The following is a 17,777-nucleotide window of genomic DNA, read 5'->3' as shown; positions in this document are numbered from 1 at the left end:
TAAAACCTATGGACTATTTACTTTATTCTCTCGGCACAACAGGAGATGCGCTCCCATTTATCAAACTAGCCGCATCGTTAAATGCAAAAGGAGCCAGAACAGCTTTTATTAGCAACGAAAAATTTGCACCCCTTGCAAACCAGATGGGGGTTGAGTGTTTGCCAGTCTCATCCAAAGCCGCCTATGAAAAAACCTATAGTAATCCTCTAACTTGGTCGACTCATCACGCTCAAAACCACTACAGTGAATTTCATTTTCCAGCTATCAAGCCTACTTTCAAGCTTATCCAAAAAATAGTTGAACAGGGGCATCGCCCTCTGATTGTTTATCAAGATCCTTTGTCTGGTGCTCGGATGGCGGCAGAGGAATTTGGTCTAAAGTCCTGCCTGCTAGTGCTTGCCCCATCTACGATTGGTTCCTTGCTGAGTCCATCCTATCCCATTCGTAGGCAGGTTGAGGAGAATCTGTGGGGTGAAATATTACCGCAAATCCGAAAAAAAGTGAAAAAGGATAGCTTTGATAAACTGATCAGACCATTAATAAATCCAGTGCGAAAAGAACTCGGATTATCAGAGTGGGCGCTTCAGGAGCTGCCTGGGATTGAATCTAGTCCTTCGGTGTTAGCTTTATTTCCTGATTGGTTTAAGCCGAACCCTGGAGACTGGCCTAAACAATTGATCAATACCGGTTTTATTTTAGGGGACACCCAAGACAATCACAACGATACCCAGCTAGATGAATTTATAAATCAGTACGGCTCCCCTCTGGTTTTTACCTTCGGTACTGGAATTCCCGTGACCAGTTTGTTAATTGATAAAATCAGGCATCTCTGTCGTGTAGTTGGCAGGCCGGGCGTATTTGTTGCACACTCGCAAAAGAATAGATTTATAGAAAACGGCGAGTGCCCTGTATTAACCCTCTCTTCGGTTTCTTTTAGTTATCTGTTTGCTCGATCAGCGCTGGTTATCCACCATGGCGGCATAGGTACATGCGCGCAAGCACTTGCTGCTGGCGTGCCACAAATTGTATCGCCCTACACCTTTGATCAGCCTGATAATGCTTTTTTGCTTTGGCAATTGGGTATTAGCAATTCTGTAAACTTCTTAAACGACTCAGTGGATGAAATAAGGAATGTTGTTGAAGATCTCATGTTATCGGACAGTTTGAGAAAAAAAGTGAAGGAGTACCAGTCGCTCACAGTGGATGCAACTGAATCCTCAGCGGAGTTTCTCCTGTCGCTAAAAAATAAGGATTATAGTTATGTTAATTGAATTAGCCGCTGCCTTTAATCACCTTCCCGTTGAAGTAAATAAAGTTTCGGGTACGCGTTTGTTGTGGCGAAATAAATCTGGCAGTGAGTCGGCCAATGAAAGTAACGAGATGTCAGATGAGCAGTTTGTAGATGCTTACTCATGGGTGACGAAAAACAATTTCTTTACTGACGATTCAACAAGCCACTCGGGCATCATACAAACGATGTTTGCAGAACGCTATGGCGGGTTTGGTATAGGTACAAATGGTGGTGGTGCCAGAGTTGTTAATTCTAATAACGCTCAAATAAAGGGAGTCGGGGCCAACGCATTGGCTGGAGAGGGAGCACTAAAGTCCCACTCCTATGGTGGGCTGGATATACAGGGAGCAGTAAAGGAGATCATCTATTCGAGATTGCTAAATAAAATATCTCCCGTTGGGGTGCAAGAAATCACTGGCTTGATTTTACTAGACGAGACCTCTGCCCTACATAATGATACTAAGGCGCCCAGTGTGCTTATGGTAAGAGAGCTGGTGGCAAGGCCGAGCCACTTTTTGCCCTGTTTTAACTTTAGGCTTAAACCTGAGTATCGCAAGCTCATGCGATCAGATTACTCTCGGGTACTTGGCATATATAAAAGTATCGGCAAGCAGGGGTTGCTCACAGAGTTTTATACACTGATACAGCATTTTTTAGATAAGTGTGCAGACCAGCTGTCCTTTTTTAGGATGGCGAGATTATCTCACAATGCATTGACTCCTTCCAATATCGGTATGGATGGTCGCGTGCTGGATACGGCGCTGTGTAGTTTTATTGTGTCTGGCAGTAATTATGGGCAGGTTACTTGCTACTTCGAGGAGCCTTCTATACCGGCTCAAGTGGCAAAAGAATGGTTCTATTTAGTCAATAAATTCCTACCGGATAAGCCTGTTGAAGAATATTTTTTAAAGCTTTATGAAAACAAGTTTAACCAGTATGCCTGTGTCAATATGGGATTTATATTCGGACTAGACCGGGAAATGTCTACCAAGTTTTCCAGCACTCAAGAGTGGGGGAAGGTAGCATCAATCATGCTTTCATTGTTGTCTACAGGATCTCTTACAAAAACTAGCGCCGCCCCTAGCGCAAATGCAGCTGATTTCATCAATGACATCCTGACTGCGAGCTTTTATTCCATATTGCATAATTGCAAAACAGATAAAACTACAGGATTCTTAGCTGAATTTATCGATGACCTTATCTCGTTAATCAATATTATTGAGCATTCCCTAAACTGGCAAGATCAAAATTTGCAAAGCTTCAATAAAACGTTTGCCATACAGACCATAAAGAGAGCCATTCTTAGCAGCTATTTTTTTATAACCCATATTAGCGGTTCAGTCGATGATTTTTGTGCGGCTGGTCATATTGACCGGACGGCTGAAATTATTAGTGAACATGACCATACCGCTGGCTGGATATACGAAAATTTATTTTCTGAATACTGCACAATATTTTCTGGTAATGGAGTGACTATAGAGTATAGCAATGCAGCAGATGAGTTTCACTATCGTAACAAAGACGGGTTCGAAAATTGCACTAGAGACATTCGTGTATTGAGGTACATTATAGATATTAATAAGAATGACTATACCGTACAGAATTATAATTTTTACCCCTATTTAAGACGCCTTTTTGCCTTCTTAGATGGGGATGCTAAAAACAGCTTTAACGGAGTGAAAAATGTATTTTGTTGAGCAGCAAGGCGCAGATCTATTAAATGAGGCAATAGCACTTCGCGCGATGAATGAGTCCGGAATTGATGCTAGCCAGCTACGACATTTGCTGGAGGCCAGTAAACACCGGCAGATAATAATGGCTAAAACGGAAAAGGACGAGCCCTTGGCCAGCATTGCTTTCGCAAAAATTTCAAAATTTACATTAAAGTTGCTTGTCGCTAACCCCGAGCATGTTTTACGGCCCTATGAATATAGCGAAGGAAAAATATTGTTTATACTTGATGGCTTTTTCAGAAAAAATAACTTCAAAAAATCTATGGCCCTATTGCTTCCTCAGCTTAAACAATACCGTTTAATTGCCTATGTAAAAAAAGGAAAATTAAGTGCTTTCTATAACAACAAGGGTTCAATGAAGACTCTTAAATTAGATATCGAATAGCTTAGATGCGGTGCATCAGCAACTAAATGAGGGTTACCGATTCTTAACCCCCTACATAAGTTTTCGTCCAAAATGAACCTATCAAGTAATATCCTCTCCCTATCAATAAAGCCTGAATGTGAAATCAGCCAACTCACATGTACCTTAATATATCAATCAATAGCTCCCAAAAAAACTACAGATAGCTGCGCTGGGTGTGCCTGTCTCTTTTCTTTAAAAAGGCGGCTATCGCGCCAACACCTGACTATCAACCGAAAGATAAACCCAACATCATTTACGCTTCATCAATATCATACATATGATCGATAACAAATCTCGCCTTGGGCAACAAACCATTGTCTTGGGTTTTACTGTAAAACGCTTGCCAATGATTAACACCACTCCAAAACGCCTCCGGCGATGACAGGCCCTGATTAACACCAGGCGCCAAATCAAAACCCTGTGCACCATAGAGTTGACTTAACATCATCGCCGAGGGAAAACCTATAGACTGCATCAATGGGTTATTGGCATTGCCCGCGCCCCACACATAAGCCAGCCAAGGCAATATATTTTCCACAGCATCGTAGCTTACCCGCGCATCTTGATACTCCTTAAGTGCGGCAAGAATTTTTGCCTGAGCGACTGGAATCGCTAACAATGCCAAGTTCGGAATATCTTTTTGGGTTTGCAATTTTTTTAAAGGCAATTCGACTAGACCGTTGCGGCGCGGCGCATAGCTGGCTGTTGCAGGTTGCAAGAGCGGCAAGTTAAACAGGCTCGCGCCTTCAAAATTTTTGCCGTCCAAACCACGCTCTTCCACTTTTAAGAGTGCGCAGTCAGACCAATAGGAGGGCAGCATATCGCGCCGCAGATGTGACTGTGCAACCCGAATACGAAAGGCGGCAACATCCTTTGCACCCGCGAGCACCACAAAACTCCACTGCGTTAAATCTACTATTGCAAAATCACTCAGCGCGCGCGCCAGCCATTGCAAATTGGGCTCGCGCTTAATACGCTCCAAACGTTTTACATCGCGGTCGACAAAAACCTGATTTGACAGTGTTTGCTTAATCATAATCCTTCCTCACAGACTCTTTAGGCTATAGGGGCCACAGGACAGCGTAAATTCACGCCGTTTCTTATCATTGGCATCGGTACAAATATAATCCACATAGAACTCCACGCCGCCAGGAATGGCATTAAAACGCAAGAGTGCGACATGATCACCTTGTTGGCGATGACAAATAGTCAATCGCAAGTTGGCAAATTTTAATTGATCGACGGGCTGCGCATCGGGGTGCATAGGAAAAGGCTTTGGTTGACCAAACAGCCCACGCAAATTATTTTTAACATTATTAAGTTGATCGCTACCGAGGGTATCTAATAACCGCGATGGCGATGCTATGACCTCGTAAAAAAGTGTTTGACCACGCTGATTTTTACCTTCTACCACCCGCCCCCAGTGCACATCACCCGTGATATAAAGAACTGGAATTTCTGCCGCAAACAACTCTGCTATTATTTTCTGCAGTGGTGCAAAATCATCATAGTTCACCATTTCCATATCCGCGACGTGACGATCCCAGCGCCCTGGCTTTTCCATTAAGAGCGCCTGCCCCGAACTAAGTAAACCTACTGCTGCCAAGCCCTGCTGCTTGCGACTTAATAAATCCTGCTGCCACTCAACCAGCGCAACCATAGTCGCTGCGCTAAACATTTGTCGGCCCTCGGCATCGCGCTCGGTGCGACTATCAAGAAACAGCATGCTTAAGGGTGCTATATCCTGTCGAAAAAAACCGGGCACTTGGGCGGGGGAGCGCTGGTAGCGCTCATATAAACGATTGGCAATGGCGCGCCAGTTATCACGGTCTTTTTTATAGTGAGTATTTTCCAACTGCGCCTGAAACACTGGAAAGTTATTCCAAAACTCGTGGTCGTCGGGAATGCACAGCACGGGGCCGTGACGCAATATGTCAGCCAAGCCAGGCTGTTGCATATCCTTAGAAAACCAATTGGCTTGATACTTTTTACCTAAGGTTTGCGCGAGCTTTTGAGTTTGGGTAGGCAGGTTTTGCAGGGAAGGTAAATCGAGGTAAACCTGATCACCCGCCAAAAGCGTAAAGTCAGGCGCGGGTTTTATAGTGCCGATCACACTACTTAAGGCTTGCGCCTTGTCATTGGGCTGGTAGTAACAAGAAGAGAGCAATAGATTAAAACTGGGAAGATGTTTCGCTGGAAGCTGCGACGGTGGCCGCTTAGTTGTGAGAGTCACCACTTCCGCTGCAGCGCGCACCACAACAGTAAAACGCTCGGCGGTTGCAGGCCACGCCAAACAAAAAAGTGCACGCTGATTCAACGGGCGACTATAACAATCCTCAACTTCATCGCCCAAAGGTTCAAAACCGGGCGCCACTAATTGCGCCGCTACTGTTTGCTGTGCGATTTCAAAAGTTACAGTAGGCGGCACCGCCTCGCCCAAAATCCCGACCCAAATCAATAACTCATGGGGCCGACCAATTGGATTGTACGCAAAAAGCTGCACACGATTTCTCCTTAATAGCAAAGCATTGCGAACACTATAACCCATGTAGCCGCGAGCCATTCATAACGAGAGCGATTAATAAAAACTCTATTAATCCTAAAACCCTATAGCGCTATAAATTTGCTTGCCAACCCCATGCTGCACCTGAGATGCAACACTTAATGTTACGCTAGAAAAAACACTACGCAAAAACACGCTGTGCCCAAACGCCAAGCCCTGTCGCCACACTGCCAAAGTGATCGCCATCAACCAGCGGAATTTCTTCACCCAAGAGCCTGCGAATGGCCTGTTGAATCAAAGGCGATTTCGCGCTGCCGCCAGTGAGATACACCAAATCGGGCGTGGTACCGGCTTGGTTCATAGCATCTGCAATCAGCGTCGTGATTTTCTGCAAAAGCATATCGCTCGCCACAGCAAAACGCTCTGCACTGCAATGAATACTAAAATCAGTTTCAATAAAACCTAAATCGGCCGCCACACTCGCTGCAGACGACAGTGCAATTTTGGTATCTTCGGCCAAACGCACTACTGCAAAATTTTGTTTTGCTGTACGCATAGCGCTAAAGCGCTTCAGTAACGCAGGTTCAGTGGTATCACGGCTTAAACGTTCCAGCAGCAGCTGGGTTTTTAAATCATAAAATTCGGTTTGTGCGCCTAAGTCATTCACCGCCACGCCATTCACAAAAGGCATAAGTGGCATAGGCAAACCTGATTTCAACGGCGAAAGCATGCCGAACTCGGGCATAAATAATTGTTGCGCACACTGAATATCAAAATCATTGCCGCCAATTCGCTCACCGGTGTGACCGAGAAAATCCTGCGCGCGGCTGAGCTGCTTAATATGTGCAGGCCCCATGAGTACCATAGAGCAGTCAGTAGTACCACCGCCCACGTCCACCACCAACACCCGTTTATTTTCACGCAGGCGCGTTTCGAAATCGAAGCCAGCGGCCAACGGCTCAAAGAGAAACTCAACATTGCGAAAACCAACACGCGTTGCCGCCGCCAACAAAATCTCTTGCGCTTGACGATTACTCTCCTCAGCATTGATACCCTGAAAGTTAACAGGGCGCCCAATCACTGCCTGAGTAATATCCCGCCCCAGATGTTGCTCGGCGCGCGCCTTAACGTTGAGCATCATAGCGGCGACTAGGTCTTCAAAGAAATCAATCGACTGCTGGCGCAAACCACTCGCGCCCAAAAACGATTTGGGCGATTTTATAAAGTAACCTTCACTAGGCGCGTCTATATAGTGAGCTATAGCTTCAGCACCGAAAAATAAACCCTCGCTTGCCGACACCAGCTCATGCTCTATTTTATCCGCGCGCGCCTTGGACAATAATGCCGCGCGACTTTGTCCATAGGTAACACGCTCGTTGGCATCCGTCAGATGTTGCGCAACATAATCGGCGATAAAAGAACGCTCTACTGCATACAAGGTAGAAGGTACAAATGCATTATCCGCATAGAGCGGAATCAATGCCGCCTTACCCTGATCAACCCAAGAGACGGCACAGTTAGAGGTACCGTAATCAAATCCCACAAACATACATCATGCTTCCAAAAAATCGCGTCACTTACCCGAAGGAGGAAAGTAACGATTACAAAGATAAATAACGCTGTTCAACATGCCGCTTAAAATACTGCGCATTTAATGGCTCACCAGTAGCCGCCGTCATCAGATCTTGAGTGGCTAAAAAACTACCCTTTGACCAAATATGGGTATTGAGCCACGCAAACAGCTCCTCTAAATCGCCCGCTGCAATTTTTCCATCAAATGTGGGGATTGCACGCTTAGCCGCCGAAAACTCTTGCGCCGCATAGAGTGCGCCCAAGGTATAAGATGGAAAATAACCAAAAAGCCCCAACGCCCAATGAATATCCTGCATGCAACCATCGCTATAATTGCCTTCAGTAGACAAGCCTAAATAGGCCTGCATTTTTTCATTCCAGAGGGCCGGAATATCATCCACCTCAATCTCGCCATCAATTAGGGCGCGTTCAATTTCATAGCGCAAAATAACATGGGCTGGGTAGCTTAGCTCATCCGCATTCACGCGAATGTAACCGCGTTTTACACGGGTATTAAATTGGTAGAGGTTATCCGTGGTGAATGCGGGATCATCCTCGCGCTGTAATATTTTCGCGGCCAAGGGCGCCAACAACTGTGTGAATTCTGGAGAGCGCGCCAGCTGCATTTCAAATAACAAGCTTTGGCTTTCGTGAATACCCGTTGAGCGCGCCTCGGCCACAGGCAACCCCGTCCAGGCTTTAGGTAAATTTTGTTCATAGCGCGCATGGCCCGTTTCATGGATCACACCTAACAAGGCTTTCATGAAATCCGCCTCATCATAGCGTGTCGTAATGCGCACATCGCTAGGTACACCGCCACAAAAAGGATGATTGCTCACATCTAAGCGGCCATGCTCAAAATCAAACCCCAACAATTTCATCGCTGCCTCGCCCAAGGCTTTTTGCTGTTCTATTGAAAAAGGACCTGTGGGCGTAATGATATTTTTTGCCGTCTGCAATTGTTCCGCACGCTGAATATAGTCAGGCAACCAAGTTTTTACATCACCAAATAATTCATCTAATTGTGCGCAATTAATACCTGGCTCATAAAGTTCAAGCATGGCGTCATAGCGACTCACACCTGATGCTGCCGCACGGATACTCGCCTCCTCACGCGCCAGCTCTACCACCTTAACGAGGTTAGGTTTAAATGATTCCCAATCATTCTTTTTGCGCTGTTCGCGCCATGCATGTTCGCAGGTTGAGGTGGCGAGCGACTGCGCCAACACCAAAGTCTCGGGCAACTGATTGGCCTGCTGCCAACGGCGTTTCATTGCCGCAAGGCTCGTTTGCTCTTCTACTCTCAAAGCCTCTTTCTCTGCCGATTCTATCCATCCAGCCAATTGCCCAGCAGTCGTCTGCTGATGGATCAACACCGAAAGCTCGGCCAGCGCTGCGCTGCGCGCCTCATTGCCACCTGATGGCATCATAGCGGCCTGATCCCAATTACAGATTGCAGAAAGATGATTCAAATGTGCAATTTTTAAAAAGTGCTTATGTAACTGTGCGTAAGACATAGCCGAACTCCTGATAAAAAATGCATGATGTAAATTGTACTGAAAATAAAAAACCGCACTAGCGTTAGACTCTATTCTCGCGCACTAATCTACGAGAATCTTAACTAAACACCCATGCGGTTTATTGTAAACATTGAATTACTTTTTTGATGCTGCCGATCGTTAATTTAACCTACCCAAAAACTAATGAGCCTCAGGGATCGACTCCATCAAGTTGGCAATCACATCAGGCACAAAAGGGCGGCCGCGCTCATTAACCGACGTGCCGGTCACTTTTGCCTCAAGCATTAGTTTGCCATCTGACTTGCGAATTACTTTTTGTAAAAAATCAAAGCGCACGCGCGATGCTTTGGCCAAGACCACTTCTACAAAAAATGCGTCGCCGCTTGTCAGGGGAGCTTTATAATCCAACTCTGCGCGCAGCACCACCAAATTAATTTTTTGGCGTGCTAGCTCTGCGAAATTAATATTGTTCGATAACAAAAATTCGTGGCGCGCATGTTCCAAATAATTTTGGTACACACTGTTATTGACTATACCTTGCATATCGCATTCGTAGTCGCGCACTTTGAAATCAACCTGAAATGCACCTTGAACAGTAACCTTATCCATTAACTTACAACCGCGCCGAATACATCAAAATAAGTAGGGAACGTCTTAGCAGTACACTTGGGATCATTAATGCGCACAGGTACACCACCAAACGTCGCCAATGAGAAACACATCGCCATGCGATGATCGTCATAAGTATCTATAGCGGCATTAGGCACCAAAGTAGCAACGGGCGTGATCTTCAACCAATCCTCGCCCTCCTCCACAATCGCGCCAAGCTTGCGTAACTCAGTCGCCATAGCCGCAATACGATCCGTTTCCTTTACACGCCAACTCGCAATATTGGTCAAGCGTGAAGGACCATCGCAAAACAAGGCCACTACTGCCAGCGTCATAGCCGCATCGGGAATGTGATTAAAATCGCGATCAAAAGCCTTAAGCGGCAAGCCATTAGGTGCAGAAGCCTCAATCCAATTGTCGCCGCGCGTAATGGTTACGCCTATGGCTTCCAGCGCTTCTGCAAATGCCACATCGCCTTGAATACTGCTAACGCCCACGCCTTGTACACGCAAGGGGCCGCCACCCAGTGCGCCCGCCGCCAAAAAGTAAGACGCCGAAGACGCATCGCCTTCCACATATATTTTGCCCGGTGCGCTATAACCCGCCGCTGCCGGCACGGTGAAGGACTCCCAGCCAGAACGGGTGACATTCACACCGAACTGCGCCATGAGCTTCAAGGTGATTTCAATGTAGGGCTTAGAAATAAGCTCACTCACCAATTGAATTTGTGTCTCCTTGCCGGTCATGGGCAAGGCCATCAATAATGCGGTTAAGAACTGACTGGATACATCACCGCGAATATTAATCACACCCTGCGCCGCAATTGTCGCGGGCTTAATCAATAGCGGTGGAAAACCTTCCTCGCCCAAATAGGTAATATCCGCGCCGATTTGGCGCAGTGCATCCACCAAGTCGCCAATGGGGCGCTCATGCATGCGCGCTACCCCGTGCAGCTTATAGGTGCCGCCACTCAACGCCAGGGCCGCAGTAAGCGGCCGAAACGCAGTACCTGCATTGCCTAGGTACAAATCGGCTTCCTTGCCCGGAAAATTGCCGCCAGTGCCTACTACGCGGTAATCATTCTCACCGATCTGTGTCACCGACACCCCAAGCGAAGCCAAAGCCTCCAGCATGCGATCGGTATCATCGGACTTCAGTAAATCGCGAATCTCCGTGGTGCCTTGAGCCAAGGCCGCCAACAAAAGCGTGCGATTAGAGATACTTTTGGAACCGGGTAAGTGCACCAAGCCGTTAGCTTGAGTGACTGGCTGCAAATCAAGAAATTCCATGACAGACCTACTTAAATCAACGAGAGCATTCCCCGCATAAGAAGCACCAAAAGCACTCCTATCGAGCTGAACGCGAAAAAAGAAAGTGCGCATAATATACGGAAAGACCGCAGGATTACATGAAAGCGAGCGAATTAACCGACATTCAGCAAGATGCTGCGCTATTACCCCACTCAAGCGCGAAAGCGCAGGAAAACTCAGCCCCGAAAGGCAATACTCGCCATGTAATTATCACGAAAGCGCACTTTCAGGGTTGACATTACACACCACTATCGCCAAAATGCGCGCCTCTTTATGGCTAGATAGCTCAGCTGGTTAGAGCACAGCACTCATAATGCTGGGGTCGGCGGTTCAAGTCCGCCTCTAGCTACCATATTTAGAAAGGGTTTGCAGGTTAGCGCTTGCAAACCTTTTTTTATGACTTACCAAAAACTTACCAACTTCTCTTAAAAACAAATCCCCGAAGTAAAAGCAGCTTGAGTGCACACCCGTGATAGGTGATTGCCACCCTTTGCCGTGTGGACAAAACGCGATAGACCACCAGAGCCGGAAACACCGTGTTGCGTTGTTGACCACACTACCCGCGCTCACGCGCCCTTACGTCCTAACCGGACGCCCACATCAGCAATAAAAATCAAATGGGGGAAAGGTCGCGAACTTTTGCCATGTAGTCAGGGGCCAAGTGAGCATAACGCATAGTGACTTTCAGGTCAGAGTGACCGAGAACTCTTTGCAGGGCGAGAATATCCCCACCATTGATCAAGAAATGACTTGCGAAGGTATGCCGGAGAACGTGGGTAAGTTGACCATCAGGCAAGACAATACCGGAGCGTTCGACAGCTTTCCTAAAAGCCCCCTTACAGCTTGTAAACAAACGAGAACCCACCGGAAAAGCCACCGCACGAAGCTGCAAGACCAACTCAGGTTTAAGCGGCACCACACGCACACGACCGTTTTTAGTGTCCGAGTAAATCACGCGATCAGCGAGCAAATTGGCAGGCGAAAGATTGTTTGCCTCACTCCAACGGGCACCCGTAGCCAGACACAACCGCGCAACCGCCCCACAGTGATTATTGGTAGATTTATCGCACTCAGCCAAGAGCAAAGGTATTTGTTCGACAGAGAGAAAAGACAGCTCCCTTTCACGCTCCGCAAAAGTGCGAATGTTAGCGAGAGGATTAGCACCGTGAAATTGCTCCAGGCGAATAAGCTCAGCAAAAACAGCCCGAAGATAACGAGTTTCATGATTGACCGTAGAAACAGAAACCTCAGTTAAACGCTTTTCACGATAGCGAGAAAACAACGCAGCCGAAAACTTATCAACCGCAGGATCACCCAAAGCCTCACAAATAGCGAGCGTGCGAGAAAGGCGATATTTTGCATCACGAAGCGTAGCACCATGCACCGAATACCAAAGGTTCACTAAGTCAGATAAACGCCGACGATCAACCGTAAAGCGATCAGGTGCGGCCTGATAATCAAGCTCATACTTAGCCTGCAAGATTTTTAGTTCTTGTTTAGTAGCGCGGACACGGACAATACGAGGGCCAGAAGAACCCGCAGGATAAAAATCTAAACGATAGCGACCATTAGACAAACGCTTAATCATGCAGCAACACCGCCAAGAGTTAGTAAACGCATTTTTTCAGAAACGAAGTGATGCAAAACTTCAGCAAGTAAATCAGATTCACCAAAAAGCCGAACACTGAAATAATCAGAAAGCTCAGCTTCTAGACCACAAGAAAGAATTTTAGAAACGACGAAATCAGCGGTATAACGCTTGCGAGCATAGAGCCGGATCTGATTACCCAGCCAGAAAGCAACATTGCGACGGGTATTTTGAGAAGGCGGCTTAGGTTGACGACGATAATCAAGATCAGGCACCGGACAAAAAAACTCGACATCTTCGATCAGAGCTTGCCACACAGGGTCGATATAGCTGGTGGAGTGCTGCAGCCTAAAGTTATTTAACGCGTACTGCCAAAGCGCGGTAAGGTGAGGCGCCAAATCAGCATAGGTTTTAATAACAATATTTTTTCCATCAGCAGCTTTAGTGCCCCAACAAAATTGATTTACAACCGAGTGATGAAAACGAGCCTCAATCCGGTGAACCGTATCCACAGTGGAATATTCAGACATGGAATCAAGATTGGAAAAGTCACCGTTAAAATCTGAAGAAGGAACCTTAGACCAAATACCCGACCAGAAATCCAGCTTGTCAGACTTCAAAGCCTCAGCCGTTTTATCGTAAATACAAAACTGCAAAGCACCCGCAGAGCCAAAGGTATAAGACTGCCCCGCCCCATAGATCACTGCAGTTTCGTTAAGCTGCAATTGAGCCTCAGAGATCGAATTAAATCTGTATTGACGCTTAGCCTTAGCCACTAACCGAGATTCCAAATCTGCAGGCACCTGAAAGCCTTTTACATCGACAGCAATATGACAAGACACCCCAGAAGGAACGAGCTGTAAACAGAAGAGAGAAGCTATAGCGTTAATTTCAGCAGTGAGCGAGCTAGGCGAATGCTGAGAAATTAATTGAGGCGTACATTCAATCTTTAAGTGAGAACCGCTTAAATCCTCTTCAGCATAAAAAGACTTCAGCAGCACAACAAAGCCAAGATCAAGATTTTTCAAAATGAACTGATAGCCCGAGGACTTACTAGAGCGCGTCAGGAGCCAATCGATATCGCCGATAGTCATGTATTGCGCCGTAGAGTCATAGGCAGACTGAACGAGCTTCAATACATCAGGTTTGATGATGCAATTATAAAGCTGCTTAATCGTATCGACACCGGAGTGAAGATATTTTAAGCCGGAAAGATCAACCGTTTGAGACTGGTTTATAAATTGGGAACCGTGCCGATTCCAAAACTTGTTTTCATAACGCATTGTGCGGATTCCTTAAAAAAGCGGTTTAAGAAAAAGAGCAAATTTGTGTTGGTTTGTGGTTCTGTGTGTCGATGCACCCCCCTTATTATTAACGTGTTACAGAGACGTCAGAGGGTCGCCGCAAGGGCGCGGGGCAAGCCCTGATCGCGCCCTTTTGCGGCTGAGCCCTCCTGAGAGGAACCATCGGAGTTGTAGTTATCAGGTTTGGTGTAGTCAAAATATCCGTGGTTTACATAACGATTACAGGCGGCTTCTGAAATGGCTAAGGGTGTGGCCTGTTGAGTGAAGCACTTGCACACGGGTGGACGCTCAAAACCTCGGTTAAAGCGAATGCATTGCGGCCGAGGAAATGATTTAGGGGCGGTTAAGCCATCATAGACAGGCGCCGACCAAGGAACATCAGGCAGCCTCGGAGTATGGAGCGCGATGTATTGCTCTGTGGTGATATGTTCAGCCGATCCAGACTTGAAGCTTTGCAGGTTGGAACCAGTGCCGGCTATATCAGCAACAGACGGCATTGAGGGTAATGACGAGGCGATATCATCCACATGACCGCGATCACGCCACGACGAGACAAAGTGAACGATTAAGCCGATTAGGACAATCAAGGCGATAAAGGGAATAAAAACCTTGAGCGGAATTTTTTGTTTATGGGTGTGCACTTCTGCTGATTTGTAGGTCCCGAAGTATTTCTTATCGAACCCTACCCGCTTAATCACCGCTTCTTTGCGTTTGAAATGATCATCAACATCAGTAACGCACTTTTCCCACGTAAGCCACTTGGCAGACTCCATGCCGAAGATTCTTTCTATGTGGGTGTGGCGGCCTACAAAGCGCCGAAAACCCGCATCAAGCAGGTTTGGGGATTGGGTCATAAAGACTAAGTCGAAGCCCTTATGACGATGCTCCGACATTTTGAGAATCCATTCAGGGATAGGTTTACGCGGATCACGTACCGGAATTAAATACTGGGCCTCATCGACCACCAGCACCGAACCATCAGGCAAGGTATCCCATTCCTTAACCTCGGATTCATCCAGACTGATCCACGGCAGTTTTAGCTCTTTAATGCGGTGATAATAAATCGTGCGATCTTTAAAGGTTTTATCTTCTGATATCAACTTAATGACATTGAGTGTTTTAGAAGAACCAGGCGCACCCGTAAATAGATAAATCATTTAGGCCTCCCATGGAGAGCCGGGCTTTTTCCAGACCACGGTTGTTGATTTAAAGGCGAGTTTTAACCCTATGGCAATGGTCATGGCCGTGAGCATGATTTTAAAACCTGCATCTAATTTCATGATCAAAAATATTTGCAGCATATCGGCAGGCAGGCCGTTGAGTTTTGACAAAATAAAATCAGAGAGCTTATCGACCACCACGGAAACGCCCGCATAGGACACCACCGAGAAGCCCAATAAGTTAATGACCTTCTCCACCGCGAAGGGCAGCAGCCATGCGAAAAATATCGCCAAGCGGGAAAAGAACTGACCGAAGAACGGCAGAATTAAGGCGTAGAGGTAACGAATAGCATTCAGGATAAAACCAAAGACAGGCAGCATAAAATCACCACTCGATTGCGCGATAAATAATGACGGAGCCTAAATAGGAGAAAATCAGAATCACAAGACCTGATATCTGGCCCGCAAAATCGCATAGGGGTTGATAAGAAATATTGTAAGTACCGAGGGCCAAGGTAATAGAGCGATCTGAAGGACAAGTACCACCCGCACCCGAGGCCGCCGCACCATCCAATCCAGAAAAATCGAAGGCACTACCGGAGCAGGTATCACCATCACAACTTCCATCACCATTACCCGAGCCATCACCACCACCGCTGCCGGAAGAACCGAGCGCGGTTAATTGACCGTTAGCATCCGTAGTGGGACTGGGGGAATTTACAACGGCTTCAAAGTTGGCTTGAATTTGTTGGTTGTCGTTAACAGGGTTATTGGTGTTGGTATCATCAAAGCCTTTGCAGTTGTTTAACCACAGCTGCGTGAGAATGGCGCACTGCACAGGGTCGCCATCACATGCAGGATTGGTAGAACAATCGGCAGCGGTAGCCGAGCCATCACCATCGCCCTGCTCTCCTGTACCCGAGCCAGAACCAACAGAGGAAGACGCCGCAGAGGTATTGCCCGACCCCGACCCATCGCCAACACCTGTACCCGTACCATTGCCAGACCCGCTACCAGAACCCGAGCCGGAGCCGTTATCGTTTGATCCATCACCCGAACCTGATGACGTGTTAGAACCTGCAGAGGTGTTAGACGGGGCCGAACCATTAGAGGGTGAAGAGGAAGGTGGATCATCGGTAGGTGGCGAGTTATCACCACACACATTCCACGAACCATTTGCCGTGGTATAGACAGAGGCATTTTGTCCGGCAGAGCAACCACCGTTACCGCAAATAAAACCACCACCTACTGCAATAGCCGTGGAGTACGTCGAGCCGCAATCATCAGGGGAATCCTCAGGATCACGGCAAAAGCCCTCGTACATAACTTGGGGGGGATTACACTCATCAGGTTCAGGAGGCTCATCATCAATACAGGATGTTTGAGTAGTGCCGCTGCCTGTGATAATCGTGTTTAAGTGTTGACCCTCAGGACATGAGCAAGTGGACACCACCGCGCACTCAACACGTGCCTGATCAGGATTATTAAGATTTATGCCATATTCACGATTAATTTCTACAGAGCCGGGCAAAACGGTAGCGCAAGAGTAACCAGAATTACTATAAATAGCGGCTCTTTTAAGGCACGTAGGCGCAGCAGAATGAGACAGTGACGAAAAAGCAATGGATGCTAAAAATGTCAGCACAAGAACAATAATTTTCATAAGCCACCTATACCGCATCAGCTAAGAGAAATAACGCGACCAAGTAAACCCAGAGTAGAAACGCGTAAGGATCAAAAAACATGTTCGAACCCTCTTAAAAAGAAAAGGGAGCCGAAGCTCCCAGCAGAACGAAGCCACAAGGGCTATTAACCGAAGAAAGTGGCCTTAACCCATTTAATGCCCACGGCCACAACGGCCAAGCCAATTAAGGCACCGCCAACGGTGGTGATATCACTGCTAACAGAATCCATATCCGCACCGAAAGTTGTAGGCAAAACACTGGCGGCATTGGCACTTGCAGTCAGTGTTAAAGCCGATACAGCAGCACCGAACTTGACACCTTTAGAACGAAGTAAAACAAACGCATTTTTCATGGCTATTCACCTTTAGTAATGGAAGAGTTAAACAACTTTAATAAAACACGAATACCGATCACGGTAATCATGATTGCCGTGACGCCGCCGCCCAGTGTCCAAAAATCCTCTTGGGTGAGGATGGAGGAACGAACAACAGCGCCAAGCAATTCATCCTCAGAAACGGTTTGCCATGCGGAGCAAGAAGGGGAACCGTCAACAATGACAATTCCCGTTTCGCACCTGAGATATTCAGCCACGACTAATCACCCTTAGCTTTTAGTCGGAGCTGATGAAGAAGAATCCGCGCGCATAGAGGCCATGCTGCGTGGTGTGATAGCAACGCAGTGTTGCCCCATACGACCGCCAGCCGCTTTTTTGAGTCGTACTTGAATATCAACAGAAGCGGGATATTTAGGAAGTCGCAGGCTTTCATATACAGAAGGGTCGCAAGGCAATTTCATAACAACGATACCCTTCGCACCCTCTTCATCTTCATCAAGCACTTGCTGGCCAACATAAAGAGAGGCGTATTTTTTACCGTCAACATCAGCGAGAGAGGCACCATAAAGTTCAACAGACATAGTTTGATTCATTGCATTCACCATTAAGTCAAAGAGCTGGCAGTTAAGTTAATCCCACGCCCCAGCTTGTCAGCGCAGAAATCGAGAATAAAAGGGGACACAAACCCACAGGCAGTCCGCATACCGCCGCTTACGTGGGTAGTGTCCAAGGGAGTAACGCCGAAGAGTCCGGCGGGAAGGA

At 46.9% G+C, this 17,777-nt stretch carries 18 protein-coding genes and 1 tRNA gene; 5 read left to right on the top strand and 14 right to left on the bottom strand.

Going from position 1 to position 17,777, the window contains the following annotated elements:
* Window positions 1-8 precede the first annotated feature (8 nt).
* From AC0KUT_RS02835 to AC0KUT_RS02825, 3 genes are read left to right on the top strand one after another with little or no spacing between them, the layout of a single operon-like run.
* On the top strand, window positions 9-1,271 hold the full coding sequence (locus AC0KUT_RS02835) for a glycosyltransferase (protein ID WP_488833339.1): 1,263 nt from the start codon (window positions 9-11) through the stop codon (window positions 1,269-1,271).
* A complete protein-coding gene (locus tag AC0KUT_RS02830) occupies window positions 1,261-2,988 on the top strand; it encodes a hypothetical protein (protein ID WP_488833336.1) in 1,728 nt (575 codons plus the stop codon). The genes AC0KUT_RS02835 and AC0KUT_RS02830 overlap by 11 nt, the downstream gene beginning before the upstream one ends.
* On the top strand, window positions 2,975-3,409 hold the full coding sequence (locus AC0KUT_RS02825) for a hypothetical protein (protein WP_488833335.1): 435 nt from the start codon (window positions 2,975-2,977) through the stop codon (window positions 3,407-3,409). The genes AC0KUT_RS02830 and AC0KUT_RS02825 overlap by 14 nt, the downstream gene beginning before the upstream one ends.
* 274 nt (window positions 3,410-3,683) lie before the next feature.
* Here the strand turns inward: AC0KUT_RS02825 and AC0KUT_RS02820 are convergent, their stop codons facing one another.
* The 6 genes from AC0KUT_RS02820 to aroA all read right to left on the bottom strand — a co-directional run bounded on the left by AC0KUT_RS02820 (window position 3,684) and on the right by aroA (window position 10,923).
* Window positions 3,684-4,466, bottom strand: a complete 783-nt coding sequence (locus AC0KUT_RS02820; RefSeq protein WP_488833334.1) for a hypothetical protein — start codon at window positions 4,464-4,466, stop codon at window positions 3,684-3,686.
* A gap of 9 nt (window positions 4,467-4,475) precedes the next feature.
* The gene (locus AC0KUT_RS02815; RefSeq protein WP_488833333.1) at window positions 4,476-5,933 is read right to left on the bottom strand and encodes a metallophosphoesterase family protein; all 1,458 of its coding nucleotides are present in this window, start codon (window positions 5,931-5,933) and stop codon (window positions 4,476-4,478) included.
* A 181-nt stretch (window positions 5,934-6,114) separates the two neighbouring features.
* Complete coding sequence (gene yegD / locus AC0KUT_RS02810; protein ID WP_488833332.1) at window positions 6,115-7,482, bottom strand: molecular chaperone; 1,368 nt, start codon at window positions 7,480-7,482, stop codon at window positions 6,115-6,117.
* Between the two features lie 52 nt (window positions 7,483-7,534).
* On the bottom strand, window positions 7,535-9,022 hold the full coding sequence (locus tag AC0KUT_RS02805; RefSeq protein WP_488833331.1) for a carboxypeptidase M32: 1,488 nt from the start codon (window positions 9,020-9,022) through the stop codon (window positions 7,535-7,537).
* Window positions 9,023-9,205: 183 nt separating this feature from the next.
* Entirely contained in the window at window positions 9,206-9,634 is a 429-nt protein-coding gene (locus tag AC0KUT_RS02800) for an acyl-CoA thioesterase (RefSeq protein WP_488833330.1), read from the bottom strand.
* Window positions 9,634-10,923 (bottom strand): 3-phosphoshikimate 1-carboxyvinyltransferase, encoded by a 1,290-nt coding sequence (gene aroA / locus AC0KUT_RS02795; RefSeq protein ID WP_488833329.1) that lies wholly within the window; start codon window positions 10,921-10,923, stop codon window positions 9,634-9,636. Before aroA ends, AC0KUT_RS02800 begins: the two co-directional genes overlap by 1 nt.
* 119 nt (window positions 10,924-11,042) lie before the next feature.
* Here aroA and AC0KUT_RS02790 point away from each other — a divergent pair, with 119 nt between their 5' ends.
* Complete coding sequence (locus AC0KUT_RS02790; RefSeq protein ID WP_488833327.1) at window positions 11,043-11,180, top strand: hypothetical protein; 138 nt, start codon at window positions 11,043-11,045, stop codon at window positions 11,178-11,180.
* Between the two features lie 39 nt (window positions 11,181-11,219).
* Window positions 11,220-11,296 (top strand) — tRNA-Met (locus AC0KUT_RS02785).
* Window positions 11,297-11,557: 261 nt separating this feature from the next.
* On the opposite strand, the gene AC0KUT_RS02780 is transcribed toward AC0KUT_RS02785, so the two are convergent.
* The 8 genes from AC0KUT_RS02780 to AC0KUT_RS02745 all read right to left on the bottom strand — a co-directional run bounded on the left by AC0KUT_RS02780 (window position 11,558) and on the right by AC0KUT_RS02745 (window position 17,608).
* Entirely contained in the window at window positions 11,558-12,532 is a 975-nt protein-coding gene (locus AC0KUT_RS02780; protein ID WP_488833325.1) for a phage integrase, read from the bottom strand.
* Window positions 12,529-13,815: a hypothetical protein gene (locus AC0KUT_RS02775; RefSeq protein WP_488833324.1), complete on the bottom strand. Its 1,287-nt coding sequence runs from the start codon at window positions 13,813-13,815 to the stop codon at window positions 12,529-12,531. Before AC0KUT_RS02775 ends, AC0KUT_RS02780 begins: the two co-directional genes overlap by 4 nt.
* 107 nt (window positions 13,816-13,922) lie before the next feature.
* Complete coding sequence (locus tag AC0KUT_RS02770) at window positions 13,923-14,993, bottom strand: zonular occludens toxin domain-containing protein (RefSeq protein ID WP_488833323.1); 1,071 nt, start codon at window positions 14,991-14,993, stop codon at window positions 13,923-13,925.
* Window positions 14,994-15,377 carry a DUF2523 domain-containing protein gene (locus AC0KUT_RS02765; protein WP_488833321.1) on the bottom strand — a complete coding sequence of 128 codons (384 nt, stop codon included), beginning with the start codon at window positions 15,375-15,377 and terminating at the stop codon, window positions 14,994-14,996. It lies immediately after the preceding gene.
* Between the two features lie 4 nt (window positions 15,378-15,381).
* The gene (locus AC0KUT_RS02760) at window positions 15,382-16,659 is read right to left on the bottom strand and encodes a virulence factor TspB C-terminal domain-related protein (protein WP_488833320.1); all 1,278 of its coding nucleotides are present in this window, start codon (window positions 16,657-16,659) and stop codon (window positions 15,382-15,384) included.
* Window positions 16,660-16,805: 146 nt separating this feature from the next.
* Window positions 16,806-17,033 carry a major capsid protein gene (locus AC0KUT_RS02755; protein ID WP_488833318.1) on the bottom strand — a complete coding sequence of 76 codons (228 nt, stop codon included), beginning with the start codon at window positions 17,031-17,033 and terminating at the stop codon, window positions 16,806-16,808.
* A gap of 2 nt (window positions 17,034-17,035) precedes the next feature.
* On the bottom strand, window positions 17,036-17,272 hold the full coding sequence (locus tag AC0KUT_RS02750; RefSeq protein WP_488833316.1) for a hypothetical protein: 237 nt from the start codon (window positions 17,270-17,272) through the stop codon (window positions 17,036-17,038).
* 12 nt (window positions 17,273-17,284) lie between these two features.
* On the bottom strand, window positions 17,285-17,608 hold the full coding sequence (locus tag AC0KUT_RS02745) for a hypothetical protein (RefSeq protein ID WP_488833315.1): 324 nt from the start codon (window positions 17,606-17,608) through the stop codon (window positions 17,285-17,287).
* Window positions 17,609-17,777 lie beyond the last annotated feature (169 nt).

The organism is Cellvibrio sp. 25HG11W-0 (assembly GCF_057815475.1).
This window is presented reverse-complemented; position numbering and strand designations above follow the sequence as displayed.

Excerpts from the sequence above, each read along its gene's own strand:
- AC0KUT_RS02835 (WP_488833339.1), top strand. The coding sequence starts at position 9 with ATGGACTATTTACTTTATTCTCTCGGCACAACAGGAGATGCGCTCCCA.
- AC0KUT_RS02830 (WP_488833336.1), top strand. The coding sequence starts at position 1,261 with ATGTTAATTGAATTAGCCGCTGCCTTTAATCACCTTCCCGTTGAAGTA.
- AC0KUT_RS02825 (WP_488833335.1), top strand. The coding sequence starts at position 2,975 with ATGTATTTTGTTGAGCAGCAAGGCGCAGATCTATTAAATGAGGCAATA.
- AC0KUT_RS02820 (WP_488833334.1), bottom strand. The coding sequence starts at position 4,466 with ATGATTAAGCAAACACTGTCAAATCAGGTTTTTGTCGACCGCGATGTA.
- yegD (WP_488833332.1), bottom strand. The coding sequence starts at position 7,482 with ATGTTTGTGGGATTTGATTACGGTACCTCTAACTGTGCCGTCTCTTGG.
- AC0KUT_RS02805 (WP_488833331.1), bottom strand. The coding sequence starts at position 9,022 with ATGTCTTACGCACAGTTACATAAGCACTTTTTAAAAATTGCACATTTG.
- AC0KUT_RS02800 (WP_488833330.1), bottom strand. The coding sequence starts at position 9,634 with ATGGATAAGGTTACTGTTCAAGGTGCATTTCAGGTTGATTTCAAAGTG.
- aroA (WP_488833329.1), bottom strand. The coding sequence starts at position 10,923 with ATGGAATTTCTTGATTTGCAGCCAGTCACTCAAGCTAACGGCTTGGTG.
- AC0KUT_RS02790 (WP_488833327.1), top strand. The coding sequence starts at position 11,043 with ATGAAAGCGAGCGAATTAACCGACATTCAGCAAGATGCTGCGCTATTA.
- AC0KUT_RS02780 (WP_488833325.1), bottom strand. The coding sequence starts at position 12,532 with ATGATTAAGCGTTTGTCTAATGGTCGCTATCGTTTAGATTTTTATCCT.
- AC0KUT_RS02775 (WP_488833324.1), bottom strand. The coding sequence starts at position 13,815 with ATGCGTTATGAAAACAAGTTTTGGAATCGGCACGGTTCCCAATTTATA.
- AC0KUT_RS02770 (WP_488833323.1), bottom strand. The coding sequence starts at position 14,993 with ATGATTTATCTATTTACGGGTGCGCCTGGTTCTTCTAAAACACTCAAT.
- AC0KUT_RS02765 (WP_488833321.1), bottom strand. The coding sequence starts at position 15,377 with ATGCTGCCTGTCTTTGGTTTTATCCTGAATGCTATTCGTTACCTCTAC.
- AC0KUT_RS02760 (WP_488833320.1), bottom strand. The coding sequence starts at position 16,659 with ATGAAAATTATTGTTCTTGTGCTGACATTTTTAGCATCCATTGCTTTT.
- AC0KUT_RS02755 (WP_488833318.1), bottom strand. The coding sequence starts at position 17,033 with ATGAAAAATGCGTTTGTTTTACTTCGTTCTAAAGGTGTCAAGTTCGGT.
- AC0KUT_RS02745 (WP_488833315.1), bottom strand. The coding sequence starts at position 17,608 with ATGAATCAAACTATGTCTGTTGAACTTTATGGTGCCTCTCTCGCTGAT.